Genomic DNA, 13,375 nt, shown 5'->3' with positions numbered 1-13,375 from the left:
CAGCCTCAGAAGTCCAGCGTCAGCCCGGTGTACAACGCGCGCCCGTCGCCGGGTGAGTGCAGCGGCGCCTGGGCGCCGTCCGGGTCGTACCACACGTACTCGTAGTAGCGGTTGGCGAGGTTCTTCACCTGCACGTCCACGCTCAGGTGCTCGCTGAGCTTGTAGGTGGCGCCCAGGTTCAACAGCACGTAGCCGCCGAACTTGCCCTGGCGGTTGTCGTCCTCCAGGTAGTAGTCGCTCTGGCCGTTCACCCAGCCGTTCACGCTCAGCGCCGGGGTCAGCTGGTAGCTGGCGCCGGCGTTGTAGACGTGGTGCGGCACGTGGTCGATCTCGTTGCCCTGGCTGTCGGGGTAGGTGGAGCCGGCCTTGAGGATTTTCGAGTACTGCCACGAGTACGCCAGCCACGCCTGGGTGCGCTCGCCGGGGTGCAGGTTGAGCTGCAGGTCGTAGCCCCAGCGCCGGGTTTCGCCGATGTTGTCCGAGGCGCCGCTGGGGTCGTTCAGGCGGCGGCTGACCTCGCCAGACGCCTCTTGCTGCCAGTAGGCGATGCGCCCATCAAGCCAGCTGACCGGGGTGAATTTCACCCCGGTCTCCCAACCGTCGTTGATCGACGGCGCCAGGTCGCTGGTCTGCGGCGGCACCTTGTAGCTGGACGAGCCGGTGCCCACCTGGAAGGTACGGCCCCAGTTGGCGTACAGGCTGGCCACCGACCAGGGTGAATACACCACGCTGAGCTTGGGCTGCTTGATCAGGCCGTAGTCGTTCATGGCGTAGCTGTGCCCGGTCAGCTCATCGGTGTAGTCGCCGCTGAGCTTGTCGACGCGGTAGGCGGGGATGATCTTCAGGCTGTCGGTGGGCTCGATGACGGTCTGCACGTAGGCACCCAGGGTGTTGAAATCAAAATGCTGGTCGCGGGTCTGGGCGCTGCGCAGCCGTTCCACGGTGCTGTAGCGCTCGCTGACGTTCTGCTGGCGCTGCACGTCCACGCCGCCTTCCACGGCCAGGGCGTGCAGCACGTCCACCTGCGGGCGCCAGGTCAGGGTGGCCATGGCGCCGTACTGGGTTTCGTAGGCGTCGCGTTCCTGCTGGGTGCTGCTGCTCCAGTAGCGGGTCCAGCGGCGGTCGTCGAAGGTGTTGAGGTAGGCCTTGGCGGCCAGCGACAGGTCGTCGGCCAGGTCCGTGTCCAGGTGCAGGCTGGCGCTGTTCATGCGCCGCGTGCCCTGGTCGCTGTCGTTGTAGCTGTTGGTCATGGTGGGGTGGCTGTGGGCGTTGGCGCCGGTGAGGTAGCCGGGCTCGTCGGCCTGGCCTTCGTAGTGGCGCAGTATCAGGCCCAGGCGGTAGGCCGCGTCGTCCGGGGTGTAGAACCACTTGCCGGCCACCGACACGCGGTCTTGGTCGGCGTGGTCACGGTAGCCGTCGGCCTTCTGGTACGCCAGGAAGTAGTTCTGGGTCCAGTTGGCGCTCTCGATGCCCTTGGCCAGCTGCGTCTCGCGGGTGCCGTAGCTGCCATAGCGCACCCGCGCCTTGGTGTAGTCGCCGCCGATGCGGGTGTTGATGTTGACGTTGCCGGCGATGTTGTCCAGGCCGTAGCGCGGGTCGCTGGTGCCGCGCACCACTTCGATGCTGTCGATGTCCAGCGGGAAGACCATGTCCATGAAGGGCATGTTGCCGTCGTTGCTGTTGCTGGGAATGCCATCGATCAGCAGCTTCACGGCGTTCACTTCGCCTTCGCCGTTGAAGCCGCGGAACGAGATCTTGCCGGACGTGGTGCCCTGGTTGAACTCGGTGAGTTCCACGCCGGGCAGGCGGCTGAACAGTTCCCAGCTGTAGGTGACGGGCATTTTTTCCACCACGTCGCCCCCCAGTATGTCCACCGAGCTGAGCACGCTGCTGGTGGACAGTGGCCCGGCCTGGGCGCTGTTGACGGTGACGGTGCCCAGGGTCAGGGTCGAGTCCTGGGCGTTGCCGGCGAAGGCGTGGGCGCAGGTGAAGGCGCCGGTGAGCAGCAGGCAGGTGGTGCAGGCGCGGGCAGGCCGCGCCGGGTGAAGGTTGCGCTGAAAAGCCATGGTTCACGGTTCCTGGTGAGCCAAGTAAAAGTCGTGCACGGGCGCGCCGGCCCTTGGCGGGCTGCGGTGTGCGGAGCCGATGAGGGGGTACCGCTCAGGTCAGCGGGGAGGCGCGTGGGTTGAGGCTGGGCCAGCGATAGCGGGGCGTTACGCTGGGTACCGTGGGTTGCAGCACTGGGGCCTGGGCCACATAGCGCGGCAGGGGCGCGCGCCAGTGGTTGGCGGGCGGCCCGGCCAGGCCGCTGGCACCACAGCAACAGCAGTCGCCGTGGTGCATCTTGTGCGGGTGCGGGTCCAGCACGTCCACCAGGCGGCGGATGTCGTCGTGCATGGCCGCCATGCCCGGCATGCCGCAGTGCTCGGCCGGCATGCCTTCCATCGCCTGCATCTGCTGGGCATGCAGGGGCATGGCCAACAGGTTGACCAGCACGGCAAAACAGGCAAGCCAGTGACTGAAGCGGCGGGTAACGCTCATGCGCGGTTCCGATGACGGGGCGCGCAGTGTAGCAGCGGTCGCAGGCCGCGTCCCAGACGCCGCGGTGCGTCAGGCCCGAAGCTGCGCAACCCAGGCCTGCACGGATGGGCGTTGCCACTGCCTCTGGGCATAACGCTTCAGGGCCGGCGGCACCTCGTCACCGTTCAAAATTAGGCGGTTGAGCATCAGCGCCAGGTCGGTGTCAGCGATCGACCACTCGCCAAACAGGTGCTCGCGGCCGTCGCCCAGTAGGGCTCCGGCGGCAGCGAACAACTTGTCCCGGCCGGCTTCGGCGTCCGCAGACAAGGGCGCTGCCTTCTGGCCGCAGAACACCACAAGCGTGGAGCGCTCCTGCCGAATCGCGGTCAGGTCGCTGCGCAGCCAGGCTTGCACCTGCCGCGCCCGGGCACGCGCCTCCAGGGTCTGCGGGTAGACCGGGCGGTCTGAATGCAGTTCGTCCAGGTATTCGCAGATGGCCGAGGATTCCGACAGGGCGAAATCGCCGTTCACCAGGGTCGGCACGCGGCGGGTCAGGGACAGCCCGGCGTAGGGCGTGGCGTGTTGCTCAAGCGCGTCCAGATCAACCGGGTGCACCTCGAACGGCAGGCCCTTTTCCGTCAGCGTGACGAACACGGACATGGCATAGGGGCTGGTGAACTGGGCATCGACATACAGGCGAAGACTCACGGCACGGCTCCTTGATTGGCGGGTGAAGGGGCAGCGTACGGGATGGGCGGCGGGAAATGAAATGAGGGGTTTTCATGGGGGCATTCCGGGGGGGAATTGGGGGGAGGAACCAGTTCTCCGTCAAAGATCGGAAAAGTCCTACTGCAAGCACAGGCCATTCCGTAGAGCCTTTGTATAAACATATGCGTTGAATCCCGCCTATGAAGCGGATATACAATGTATCAACATAAGAGGTGAAGAAATGGAGGCGGTCATGGATGTCAAAATCCAGCAATGGGGTAACAGTGCCGGGCTTCGAGTACCGGCAACCGTGCTCAAGCAACTGGGGATCAGCATGGGCGATACTTTGAGCCTGGATATTCTGGACGGCAATATTGTGTTGACCCCAGCCTCGAAGAAGCCCCGCTATACGCTCGCAGAACTGCTGGATCAGTGCGATAGCACGGCTCCCGAAACAGAGGGTATGGCTGATTGGCATGCCCTGCCGCCTGTAGGGCGCGAAGTATGAGACGCGGCAAGATTGATCGCGGGGACATCATTCGTATCACCTTCAACCCCACCTCTGGACGGGAGCAGCAAGGCGACTCACGGCCCGCCATGGTGTTGTCCCCGGCTGCATTCAATGCGCTGGGCCTGGCGCTGGTGGCACCCATCACCCAAGGAGGAAATTTCTCCCGGGATGCAGGCTTCGCGGTGCCGTTGACGGGAAGCGGCTGTGAGACCCAGGGCGCGGTGTTGGTCAATCAGATTCGTTCAATGGACCTTGAGGCCCGCCAAGCCAAGCGAATCGAAAAGGCGCCGCAAGCGGTGGTAGATGATGCATTGGCCAGGGTTCAGGCCCTGTTGGAATAAGCCACCTGTAGCAGCGGCCGCCAGGCCGCGTCCGGGATACACACCGCTCTCCCGTGCCACCCCACCCGTAGCCGCTGCCGCAGGCGGCGCTGGCCCTCAGCCACGCTTCAAACCTTCAGCGTACGCCGGGCCCAGCGCAGCCTGGCGGCAGCGGCTACGCTTCAATTCCACCGCGCCCACCATCGCTCTTTCGGCCTTGCGCCCGCCCTGGGCAGCACCCCGGGCATGTCCCGCAACCGCACCCACGGCTCATCGCGCCAATACATCACGCGCAACGGCTCTCCGCGCCAACTCATGGCCGTCACCGACGGTTGCTCGCAAGGTTCGCCGTGGCGCAGCGCGGGAATCACCTCGTGCACCAGCCAGTGGCGTATGCCGCGGTTTTCGGGGATCTGGTTGCGCACGATCAGGGTCAGGGCCCCGCATTCACTCACCAGCAGGTGCTTGCCCCATTGGCCGTCGGCCTTCACCCAGGTGTCGCGGTGCTGGTCGCGTTCCAGGCGGTGCAGGCGGCGTTCGGGGTAGGGCAGCCCCAGCAGGCGGCCCAGGTCTTTGACGCAGAACCAGGCCTGGCCTTCGATCATCAGCGCGCGAAGCGGCCGTTGGTGGCGGAAAAACGTTGTGGCGGTAAACGCGTCCATGGCGATAGCTCCAGGGGGCCAGCGCTGCCACGGGGCGGAAGATGGTGGGTGGCAGCTGCGCGCAGGTTAGCGAACCGGTCACGACCGGCAGGCCCGAAGGCCTCCCACACGCAGCTGCCATAAGGCTTATTTTAGGCATTTTGCCCTCCAATAAGCATTATGGTGCTGCGGGGTTCGTGAGTCGGGTCGCTAAACCCGGTCTTCGTTGTTTGAAGACGGTGCGAAGGGTATCGGTGCCTCGGGGCAGTGACAACCGTGAGGATGTAAGGGGAAATTGCGTAGCCGGTGAACGTGGCTTCAACCCGCCGCCAACCGCCCCCGCGCCTGCCACACCCCGCCTGCCGCCGTGCACACGAACACCCCGGCCGCTATCGATAGCGCCACCGGCAAGCCCACGCTGGACGCCTGCATCAACCCGCCACTGACCACCGGCCCCAGCACGCTGCCCAGGCCGAACAGCAGGCCGGCGCCCGCGTTGGCGGTCACCAGGTCCTGGCCGCGAAAGCGCTCGCCAATCAGCACGATGGCCAGGGTGTAGGTGCCGCCCGCCGCTGCGCCCAGCAGGAACAGCACCGGCCACAGCAGGCTGCCGGCGCCGATCAGCCACGCCAGGCTGGCGCCGATGGCCAGCACGCACACGCCACAGGCCAGGTGCAGGGCGGCGCGCGGCACGCGGTCGGCCAGCCAGCCCAGGGGCAGTTGCAGGCACATGTCGCCCAGCAGGATGACGCTGACCATCAGCGCCGCCTCGGCCGGGGCAATGCCGTTGTCGCTGGCGTACACCGGGAAAAGCGCCAGCACCACGCTGTCGAAGAACGAGAAAAACAGCACGCCCATGCACAGCGTCGGCGCCAGGCGCAGGAAGCCGGCCAGGGAGAAACTGCGGGCGGTGTCTGCTTCGCTGGTGGCGGGGTCGCTGCTGTCCAGGCCCAGAAGGGCCAACCAGGCCAGCACCAGGCTCACGCTGGCGGTGACGATCACCGCCGGGCCGTCGGTGCCCTGCAGCGAGATCAGCAACGGGCCGAGCATCTGGCTGCCGGTGTAGGCGGTGGTGTACACGGCGATGGACTGGCCGCGGCGCTGGTCGCTGCTCAGCTCGTTGATCCAGGCCTCGCTGAGGATGATCACCAGGCCCATGCCCAGCCCCATGCCCAGGCGCAGCGCGGCCAGGCTGTACAGCGAATGGCGCGCCGGTTCCAGCAACGCCACGCTGGCCAGGCACAGGGCCAGGCAGGCCTGGAACAGCTGGCGCCGGTGGAAACGCCGGGCCAGCCGCGCGCACAGGCTGGCGGCCAGCATCATGCCCACGGCGGGCAGCGCCGAGAGCATGCCGATCTGTGCGGCACTGGCGCCGCCTTCCAGCAGGCGCAGGGCGGTGAGGGGCGCGGTAGCGCCCAGGCAGATGCCGGTCACGGCGGCGACGAACAACAGTACAGGCAGGGTCAGGCGATTCATGATGGGTCCACGCAGGCAAATCAACAGCGCGCGCAAACCGTCGGGCACGCGCGCGCAACCGGGCGAGCCGCTGCCGTCAGGAACAGGGGCTGGCCGTGGGGATCAGGCGTTGCGGGGCGGGGAGAAGGTGAACGCGAACAGCACGCTGCGGCGGCGGCTCAAGCCGGCGTCGGTGGGGCAGGGTGGCAGTGCCTGGAAAGGGTGGTGGGCACGAAGCATGTGCAAGGCGGTCCGCTGAAACAGGCGGCTACTCTAGGCCAGGCCTGGCCGAACGGTCAACTGTTTGGCCCTGGCGTGGTCCAAGGGGTAACCTTGTTCTTCCTTCTGGCCTGTTCATTCCCATGCTGAAAAATCTCTGGTACGTGGTGCTGCCCTCGGCGCAGCTGACTGATGGCCTGGTGCCGGTGCAACTGCTGGGCCAGCCGTTCGTGGCCTTCCGTGACGAGGCCGGGGTGGCGCGGCTGCTCTCCGATATCTGCGTGCACCGCGGCGGCTCGCTGTCGGCGGGCAGCAAGGTCGGCGCCAGCGTGCAGTGCCCCTACCACGGCTGGCGTTTTGGCGCCGATGGCCGCTGCACGCACATTCCGGCGCAGCCCGAGGCGCGCATACCGGTCAAGGCGCGGGTGGACGCCTACCCGACCCTGGAACGCCATGGCTGGGTCTGGGCCTTCATCGGCGACCTGCCCGAGGCCGAACGGCCGCCGCTGCCGGCCCTGGACTGGGTCGACGACCCCAACGTGCGCGTGGTGTCCGGGCATTCCGACTGGGACGCCAGCTGGGACCGGGTCATGGAAAACGGCCTGGACTTCGCCCACGCGCCGTTCGTGCACGGCTCCACCTTCGGTGACCCCGCCCACCCGGAAATCGCCGCCTTCGAGGTGCAACGCCAGGCCTGGAGCGGCCACGCCCACATGGTCATGCGCCGCCCGGTGCGCAAGGGCTGGCTGCGGCGCCGGCCCACCGGCGAGCACGTGGACGTCACCACCGTGCCCGGCTTCCACTTCTCCGGCCCCTGCGCCACCCTGGAGCTGGCGCCGCGCGCAGGCTGGCGCATCCATATCGTCTCCGCCCACGTGCCGGTGGCCGCCAACCGCACGCGCACCTGGTGGATGATGGGCCGCACCTTCCTGCGCTCGCCGCTGTTCGACCGCCGCACCATCGCCAGCAACCTGCGCATCTTCGAGCAGGACCACGAAGTGCTGCGCAAGGTGCGCCCCGAACGCGTGCCGGACACCTGGCAGCAGGAGGTGTCGGTGAAGTCCGACGGCCTGCAGATTGCCTTCCGCCAGCGCCTGCGCGAGCTGGAACAGCGTGGCTGGCGCATCGACGAGGCGCGCCTGGCCCGCGAGTTCACCGGCCGCACCGCGTGCGTGGTGCCCAGCCCGGCGCGGCGCGAGGGCGGGGCCTGGGCCATCGAGGAAATCCCGCTGCTGGACGTCACCGCCCCGCGTTCGTGATTGTCCTGCGCGCCGCACTGCAGTAAGGTCGCCGCCGCGCACGGGGCGACAACGAATGAAGGTAGCAAGATGATCGAGTGGCTGATGTACCTGGCGCTGGGCGCCGCCATGGGCACCCTGGGCGGGATTTTCGGCATCGGCGGCGGGCTGATCGCCATTCCGGTGCTGGCGCTGTTCTTCAACCTCGACCAGCAGCTGGCCCAGGGCACGGCGCTGGTGATGGTGGTGCCAAATATCCTGCTGGCCATGTGGCGCTACCACCAGCGCACGCCCATTAACTTTTTCCAGGCGCTGCCGCTGGCGGCCGGCGGGCTGGTGTTCGCAGGGCTTGCCTCGATGATCGCCGTGGGCCTGGACCCCAACGCCATGCGCATCGGCTTTGCCGTGTTCATGCTGGTGCTGGCCGCCTACAACTACGCGCAGATGTTCCTGCCCAAGTCCGCCGGCAGCGGCGAGGTGCGCGCCCGCTGGCCGGCGCTGCTGGCCCTGGGCGGTGGCAGCGGGGTGCTGGGCGGTTTCTTCGGCGTCGGCGGCTCGGTGCTGGCCACGCCGGTGCTCACCAGCGTGTTCGGCGCCAGCCAGGTGGCGGCCCAGGCGCTGTCCCTGGCGTTGGCAGCGCCCAGCACCGGCATCACCCTGGTGACCTACGCCCTGCACCACCACGTGAACTGGTTGATGGGCATTCCCATGGCGGTGGGCGGGCTGGTCAGCGTCAGCTGGGGCGTGAAGGTCGCCTACCGCTTGCCCGAGCGCACCTTGCGCACGCTGTTCTGCCTGTTCCTGGTGCTGTGTGCCGGCTTGCTGGCATTGAAACGCTAGGCAGCGCGGCTTGGCTCCTCGGCAACTGTGCAGAAACTGCGGAGCTTTCGCCTGCACCCTTGTCAGATGGATAGCCGGCAAGGCTAAATCAGCGGCCGCGCCTTTACCTGACCTTCAAGGAACTGCCCGTTGTCTTCCACCTCCACCACGGAAACCGCCGCCACGGCCTCCACCTCACCGCGCTTCTGGCTGCTGGCCTCGCTGCTGGTGGCCATGGTGCTGGCGGCCCTCGACCAGAGCATCGTCGCCACCGCGCTGCCGGTGATCGCTAGTGAAATGAAGGGCATCGAGGGCATGAGCTGGGTGGTGACGTTGTTCATGCTCACCAGCACCATCGGCGCGCCGCTGTACGGCAAGCTCTCGGACCAGTACGGCCAGCGGCCGCTGTTCCTGATCAGCATCGGCGTGTTCGTCGGCGCCTCGCTGCTGTGTGGCCTGGCCACCAGCATGACCCAGCTCATCGCCTTCCGCGGCCTGCAGGGGCTGGGTGCTGGCGGGCTGATGACCTTATCCCAGGTGGTGATCGGCAGCGTGGTCAAACCGTCCGAGCGCGGGCGCTACCAGGGGCTGTTCTCGGCAGCCTTCGCCGTCAGCGCCGCCGCCGGCCCGCTGCTGGGCGGCTTCATCACCACCCAGTGGAGCTGGCGCTGGGTGTTCCTGATCAACATCCCCCTGGGCGCCCTGGCCATCGCCGGGCTGATGATCAACCTGCCGGCCATCAAGCGCCAGGCCGATGTGAAGGTCGACTACCGTGGCGCGGCGGTGCTGTGCGTGGCCACCTCGGCGCTGCTGTTGCTCACCCATTCCTTCTCCCTGGCCGGCCAGGCCGACAGCTTCAGCACCTGGGCCCTGGGCCTGCTGGCATTCTTCGGCTTTGCCCTGCTGTACCGGGTGGAACACAAGGCGCCGGAGCCGATTATCGACCCGCGCCTGTTCGCCAACCGCCGCTACTCCATCGCCATCGCCGCCATGGCGGCCATGGCCTTCGCCATGATGGGCTCGCTGGTGTTCATGCCGCTGTACTACCAGGCGGTGCTGCACCAGACGCCAACCGAGTCGGGCATCATGACCCTGCCGCAGGTGGTGATGATGGTCATCAGCTCGTTCATCGGCGGCGTCATCTCCACCCGCAAACAGAACCATGTGGTGCTGCTGTTGCTGGGCGTGGGCCTGGAAGCGGTGGGCCTGTTCATGCTGCTGATCTTTGCCCAGCACAAACTGGGCGCCGGCTACTTCCTGCTGGCCATGGGCGTGCTGGGCTCGGGCATGGGCATCGGCATGCCTAACGCCACGGTCATCGTGCAGAACGCCGTGCCGTTGAAAGTCATGGGCGCGGCCACGGCGGGCCTGTCGTTCTGCCGCTCCCTGGGCGCGGCGCTGGGCGTGGCCGTGGCCGGCGGCATCATGAGCTACACCCTGCGCCGGGAACTGGCCGAGCTGCCGGCGGCGCTGCAAGGCATGTCGCTGACCTTGCCCCAGGGGCTGGGGGCGGTGGCGGGGGCGGATGCGGCGCAATTGACCGAGCTGTACCGCACGGCCATCAGCGCCAGCCTGTTGGCGGGTGGCGCAGTGATGAGCGTGGCGTGGTTGTTGGTGTTGAGTCTGGTGTTGTCGAAAAAGCAGCAAAGCCCGCTGGTGTCGTAACGGCGACGGCATCCAATCAAATGTGCATCATACTATGCTGCCATTATTCAAGTGCCTGAATCACCGGGTCTTGGTAAGTAGTGTCGATCATCACCCCGCCAGCAACTGCCTTTTGCTCCGTGCTGGTACGCTGGGCGCGAAAGGCTTTAAGTTTTTCAGGAAGTAGCTTGATCCAATTCGGTTTGTCGCTTTCTTCGAATTCTTTCATCCAAAAACTTTGCTCGGTGTCCACCTCAATGGTGATCAAGTAAGTTCCTCTGAGCTCCGGGGCGCTCTCGCTGTCATGGCGCTGGGCTGTGAGCTTTAAGTGATTGTCATGATCGTCAACGAAATACCATTCATAAAGGCCTTTTACACTCAGCCATTGCCTAATGTTAAGTTGTATGTTTGGGTCGAACCAAGGATGGTTCATGACCAGAACGCCCATGACGTCGTTGGCGGTGGCGAGCTTTTGAGTTTCTTTTCCAGAGATTCTAGGGTCGTAAAAATAAATAAATCGCTTCCATCCAGCGTTCTCTATTTTATCAATAGTACTATAAATTAAAGCTTTTTGTGCCTCGTGGGAGGTGTTGTCCGGAAGCCCTCGCAAGCGGATCGTCGAGTTTTGCACTAAGCCATTAGAGTTAGGTCCCTCAAAAATACTGATCGTCGGAATTGCCTCGAAACTCAACTGAGTGTTTTGTGTTGCAAGGGTGATGTTGGGAAGAGAACTGCTGTTTGCAGATGTCGAGAATTCATGCCAGCAAACATCTGCTTCCCTTAGGCAGTCTTGCTTAAAAGGCAGGCTTGTTTTTTGCAGCAGCTCTGTAATTGGGGTTCCGAGACGTATAGAGGTAGCCATGGTGTTTTCCGGGGAAGAGGAGTTGTCGCACGAACAAAGTGCTAAGCTGAAAAATATGAGTAATAATTTTGTAGTCACTGTGCCCATCTCGAAAGTTCCTGAATTTTTCCTTCCATATAAAATTTTCGTTCGACCATTAGTGAGTGATATTTTTTGGCGATTGCGGTGATAAACTGCATGCGGTCAGACTCATTGTAGAGATCGCCGTCGTTCATTTGTGTTTTCAGTTCCTCATTGGTTACGTCGCAGAGGTCGGAAAACGAAGCAAGCCGCTTGGGTGTCCCAGGTACGACTTCTATAATCGCCTGAATGTCCAGTAGTGTTTGGAAGGATAGGTCGTTATATATCAGTGGCTGCAGTATTTTTCGCTGCTCATGGTCTGCGATATCCATGAGGGATGCAAGTTGCATGCTTTGGCGCTGAGTGATGCTTGAAATACTTTCAAAGCTCTTTATTTTGGTGAAGCCATCTTTTATGTATTGTGTTAATTTAAGATTGTTTATTATAGGCAGTGATTCGCTTGCCCAAGGCAACGAACTTACTAATTCTTTAGGCACTGCAGGGTAGAGGTTTGCATTTCGCTCAGGTGCACAGGATTCAAATTGCTCCTGGTAATTCGCATAAAACCAATGCCACACATAGATATCCTGAAATAACCAAAAATTTCCTTTCCCTAGTGAATTTTTCCCGATTTTCAGGGGCGTCTTCGCCGTCTCGACAACGGCTTTCGCTTGAGGGCTGTTATAATCAACGAAAATATACGAAGCTGTCTTGATGAAGTCGAGACCGCATTTGACTTGCTTGCTCGCGAATGCCGCCAGCCCCATCCAGTAAAATCGACCCTTCAGCTGAGGGTCGCACCCTGGTTCAAGTTCTAGGTAAAACCGTGCATACGCAGCAGCAATCCTCCCGGCGCGGGCGCTGTAATCAGTGATCAACTCTGTGCTTTTTCCTTTTACCGGACATTCCTTTTCGTTGCTCAGCAATTTAATTGCACGTTGTTGACCCAAAGCCCAGAGCGCTTCGCACGCGACGCTGTGTGTTTGTATTGAATTTTTCTGGGTGTTCGTGGTGAATTTTCCGATCGGCTCAGCACTCACTTGTCTTGGCTCCTTTCATCATCCGATTCTGGGTGTACGTATATTTGGTCCCAGGCAAGGTAGCCTGTAATTTTTGCAGGCCGGTCAGTTTCTATCGTGGGAAGCGCGCCCTCGTCATTGGTTGTCATGACAGTGGGTAGTGCTGAATCGCCTATGAATACTGCAACTTGCGCATTCCGGACTGGAGACTGCCCTAATGCTTTGAGTGTGACGTTAATTGTGTACTGCGTGCTGCCTGCCTTAGCGCCGATCGGGTCGTCGCGCCTTTGCTCCCGGGTCACGTCGAAGAACAGCGGTTGCTCATCAACGCAGAACCCGACGTGTTCCTCTTTTCTGACCCTCTGTATCGCCCCAAAACGTTCAACAAAGCAGCGTGTCGCCACTGTATTTGTTGAGGGCGCAGCGCTGGCGAGCGCCACGGCCCACAATCCCAGAGGAATCAATACGCAGGAGATGCCGATGTTGATCATTGTTTACGGCCCGCATCGTAGTCATCTGCGCCCGCAGGTACCACGATTTTGTCCCAGACGAAATGAACTTGCGCCGTTTCAGCGCCATCGGTTGTCACTCGCGGCAACCGGCCCTCATCGTCAGTGGTCATGATTTGCGGGGTCGTCGAACTGGGCAGGTATACCGCGACGGTCGTCGACCGTACGGGGGCGCCGCTATGGCTAAGCAGAGTGACCTGTTCATCGTAATGCTCTTGAATCGGTGCAACCGACTCAATAACGTTGCCCGCCATTGCTGCGTCGGCGACTGCTGGCAATGCCGGCGCCAGCAACCCAATCCCACTCCCCACACCCGCCGCCCCACCCGCATTCGCCTTGATCTGCGCCCCCACCAGGGTGATGCCGCCGGCATCGAGCTTGATGAAACTGCCCCCCGCCTGCACGGTGATTTCCTGGCCGGCCTCGAGGGTCAGCTTCTGCCCGGCCTTGACGTGTATCTGCTGCCCAGCCTCGGTGAGCTGCGCCACGCCCAGCTTGATGTGCTGGTTGTTGCCCACGTTCAGGTGGTCATCGGCCTTCACCTCAACCTTGCGGTCGGCCAGGGTAGTGCGGTGTTCTTCGGCCATGAAGTGGCTGTAGCTGTTGGCCTCTACCGTGTCATGCCGCTCGTTGCCCACGCGGATGCTCTGGTTGTGCTCGATGTTCTCGTCCCAATTGCGCTGGGCGTGGATGAAGATCTGTTCCTGGCCTTTCTTGTCCTCGATGCGCAGTTCGTTGAAGCCACCGCCGCCGGGGCTGCTCATGGTCTTGAACACGCTACGGGTCTTGTTGGCGGGCAGGTCGTAGGGCGCCTTGTTTTCAGCGTGGTACAGGCAGCCGCTGACCACCG

14 protein-coding genes are annotated in these 13,375 nt (G+C 63.3%); 5 read left to right on the top strand and 9 right to left on the bottom strand.

Annotated features, from left to right (window positions below; genetic code table 11):
• Positions 1-5: 5 nt before the first annotated feature.
• The 3 genes from AC0Z2B_RS28940 to yfcF all read right to left on the bottom strand — a co-directional run bounded on the left by AC0Z2B_RS28940 (position 6) and on the right by yfcF (position 3,228).
• Complete coding sequence (locus tag AC0Z2B_RS28940; RefSeq protein WP_476301247.1) at positions 6-2,066, bottom strand: TonB-dependent receptor; 2,061 nt, start codon at positions 2,064-2,066, stop codon at positions 6-8.
• 94 nt (positions 2,067-2,160) lie between these two features.
• Complete coding sequence (locus AC0Z2B_RS28935) at positions 2,161-2,541, bottom strand: DUF2946 domain-containing protein (RefSeq protein WP_476301245.1); 381 nt, start codon at positions 2,539-2,541, stop codon at positions 2,161-2,163.
• Between the two features lie 69 nt (positions 2,542-2,610).
• Positions 2,611-3,228, bottom strand: a complete 618-nt coding sequence (gene yfcF / locus AC0Z2B_RS28930) for a glutathione transferase (protein WP_476301243.1) — start codon at positions 3,226-3,228, stop codon at positions 2,611-2,613.
• Between the two features lie 253 nt (positions 3,229-3,481).
• On the opposite strand from yfcF, the gene AC0Z2B_RS28925 reads away from it, so the two are divergent.
• Positions 3,482-3,736, top strand: a complete 255-nt coding sequence (locus AC0Z2B_RS28925; protein WP_416423687.1) for an AbrB/MazE/SpoVT family DNA-binding domain-containing protein — start codon at positions 3,482-3,484, stop codon at positions 3,734-3,736.
• The gene (locus tag AC0Z2B_RS28920) at positions 3,733-4,080 is read left to right on the top strand and encodes a type II toxin-antitoxin system ChpB family toxin (RefSeq protein ID WP_416423688.1); all 348 of its coding nucleotides are present in this window, start codon (positions 3,733-3,735) and stop codon (positions 4,078-4,080) included. Before AC0Z2B_RS28925 ends, AC0Z2B_RS28920 begins: the two co-directional genes overlap by 4 nt.
• Positions 4,081-4,241: 161 nt before the next feature.
• On the opposite strand, the gene AC0Z2B_RS28915 is transcribed toward AC0Z2B_RS28920, so the two are convergent.
• Both AC0Z2B_RS28915 and AC0Z2B_RS28910 read right to left on the bottom strand, forming a co-directional pair.
• Positions 4,242-4,721 (bottom strand): BRO-N domain-containing protein, encoded by a 480-nt coding sequence (locus AC0Z2B_RS28915; RefSeq protein WP_476301241.1) that lies wholly within the window; start codon positions 4,719-4,721, stop codon positions 4,242-4,244.
• Positions 4,722-5,018: 297 nt separating this feature from the next.
• Positions 5,019-6,176, bottom strand: coding sequence for an MFS transporter (locus AC0Z2B_RS28910; RefSeq protein ID WP_476301239.1), 1,158 nt, complete (start codon positions 6,174-6,176; stop codon positions 5,019-5,021).
• Positions 6,177-6,517: 341 nt separating this feature from the next.
• Here AC0Z2B_RS28910 and AC0Z2B_RS28905 point away from each other — a divergent pair, with 341 nt between their 5' ends.
• The 3 genes from AC0Z2B_RS28905 to AC0Z2B_RS28895 all read left to right on the top strand — a co-directional run bounded on the left by AC0Z2B_RS28905 (position 6,518) and on the right by AC0Z2B_RS28895 (position 10,096).
• Positions 6,518-7,633: an aromatic ring-hydroxylating dioxygenase subunit alpha gene (locus AC0Z2B_RS28905; protein WP_476301237.1), complete on the top strand. Its 1,116-nt coding sequence runs from the start codon at positions 6,518-6,520 to the stop codon at positions 7,631-7,633.
• 69 nt (positions 7,634-7,702) lie between these two features.
• Positions 7,703-8,452 (top strand): sulfite exporter TauE/SafE family protein, encoded by a 750-nt coding sequence (locus tag AC0Z2B_RS28900; RefSeq protein ID WP_476301235.1) that lies wholly within the window; start codon positions 7,703-7,705, stop codon positions 8,450-8,452.
• 129 nt (positions 8,453-8,581) lie between these two features.
• Entirely contained in the window at positions 8,582-10,096 is a 1,515-nt protein-coding gene (locus AC0Z2B_RS28895) for a DHA2 family efflux MFS transporter permease subunit (RefSeq protein ID WP_476301234.1), read from the top strand.
• A 43-nt stretch (positions 10,097-10,139) separates the two neighbouring features.
• Here the strand turns inward: AC0Z2B_RS28895 and AC0Z2B_RS28890 are convergent, their stop codons facing one another.
• From AC0Z2B_RS28890 to AC0Z2B_RS28875, 4 genes are all read right to left on the bottom strand, one after another.
• Positions 10,140-11,024: a hypothetical protein gene (locus AC0Z2B_RS28890; protein ID WP_476301232.1), complete on the bottom strand. Its 885-nt coding sequence runs from the start codon at positions 11,022-11,024 to the stop codon at positions 10,140-10,142.
• Positions 11,012-12,037, bottom strand: a complete 1,026-nt coding sequence (locus tag AC0Z2B_RS28885) for a DUF2515 family protein (RefSeq protein WP_476301230.1) — start codon at positions 12,035-12,037, stop codon at positions 11,012-11,014. The genes AC0Z2B_RS28890 and AC0Z2B_RS28885 overlap by 13 nt, the downstream gene beginning before the upstream one ends.
• Positions 12,034-12,507, bottom strand: a complete 474-nt coding sequence (locus tag AC0Z2B_RS28880; RefSeq protein ID WP_476301228.1) for a hypothetical protein — start codon at positions 12,505-12,507, stop codon at positions 12,034-12,036. The genes AC0Z2B_RS28885 and AC0Z2B_RS28880 overlap by 4 nt, the downstream gene beginning before the upstream one ends.
• The coding region (locus tag AC0Z2B_RS28875) for a bacteriophage T4 gp5 trimerisation domain-containing protein (RefSeq protein ID WP_476301225.1) at positions 12,504-13,375 on the bottom strand (872 nt) is incomplete at its 5' end. The genes AC0Z2B_RS28875 and AC0Z2B_RS28880, both read right to left, overlap by 4 nt.

The sequence above is a fragment of the Pseudomonas sp. GYB4201 genome, assembly GCF_056312595.1.
This window is presented reverse-complemented; position numbering and strand designations above follow the sequence as displayed.

Coding starts and splice junctions, on each gene's coding strand:
- AC0Z2B_RS28920 (WP_416423688.1), top strand. CDS start 3,733: ATGAGACGCGGCAAGATTGATCGCGGGGACATCATTCGTATCACCTTC.
- AC0Z2B_RS28890 (WP_476301232.1), bottom strand. CDS start 11,024: ATGGGCACAGTGACTACAAAATTATTACTCATATTTTTCAGCTTAGCA.
- AC0Z2B_RS28935 (WP_476301245.1), bottom strand. CDS start 2,541: ATGAGCGTTACCCGCCGCTTCAGTCACTGGCTTGCCTGTTTTGCCGTG.
- AC0Z2B_RS28915 (WP_476301241.1), bottom strand. CDS start 4,721: ATGGACGCGTTTACCGCCACAACGTTTTTCCGCCACCAACGGCCGCTT.
- AC0Z2B_RS28880 (WP_476301228.1), bottom strand. CDS start 12,507: ATGATCAACATCGGCATCTCCTGCGTATTGATTCCTCTGGGATTGTGG.
- AC0Z2B_RS28925 (WP_416423687.1), top strand. CDS start 3,482: ATGGATGTCAAAATCCAGCAATGGGGTAACAGTGCCGGGCTTCGAGTA.
- AC0Z2B_RS28900 (WP_476301235.1), top strand. CDS start 7,703: ATGATCGAGTGGCTGATGTACCTGGCGCTGGGCGCCGCCATGGGCACC.
- AC0Z2B_RS28905 (WP_476301237.1), top strand. CDS start 6,518: ATGCTGAAAAATCTCTGGTACGTGGTGCTGCCCTCGGCGCAGCTGACT.
- AC0Z2B_RS28910 (WP_476301239.1), bottom strand. CDS start 6,176: ATGAATCGCCTGACCCTGCCTGTACTGTTGTTCGTCGCCGCCGTGACC.
- AC0Z2B_RS28940 (WP_476301247.1), bottom strand. CDS start 2,066: ATGGCTTTTCAGCGCAACCTTCACCCGGCGCGGCCTGCCCGCGCCTGC.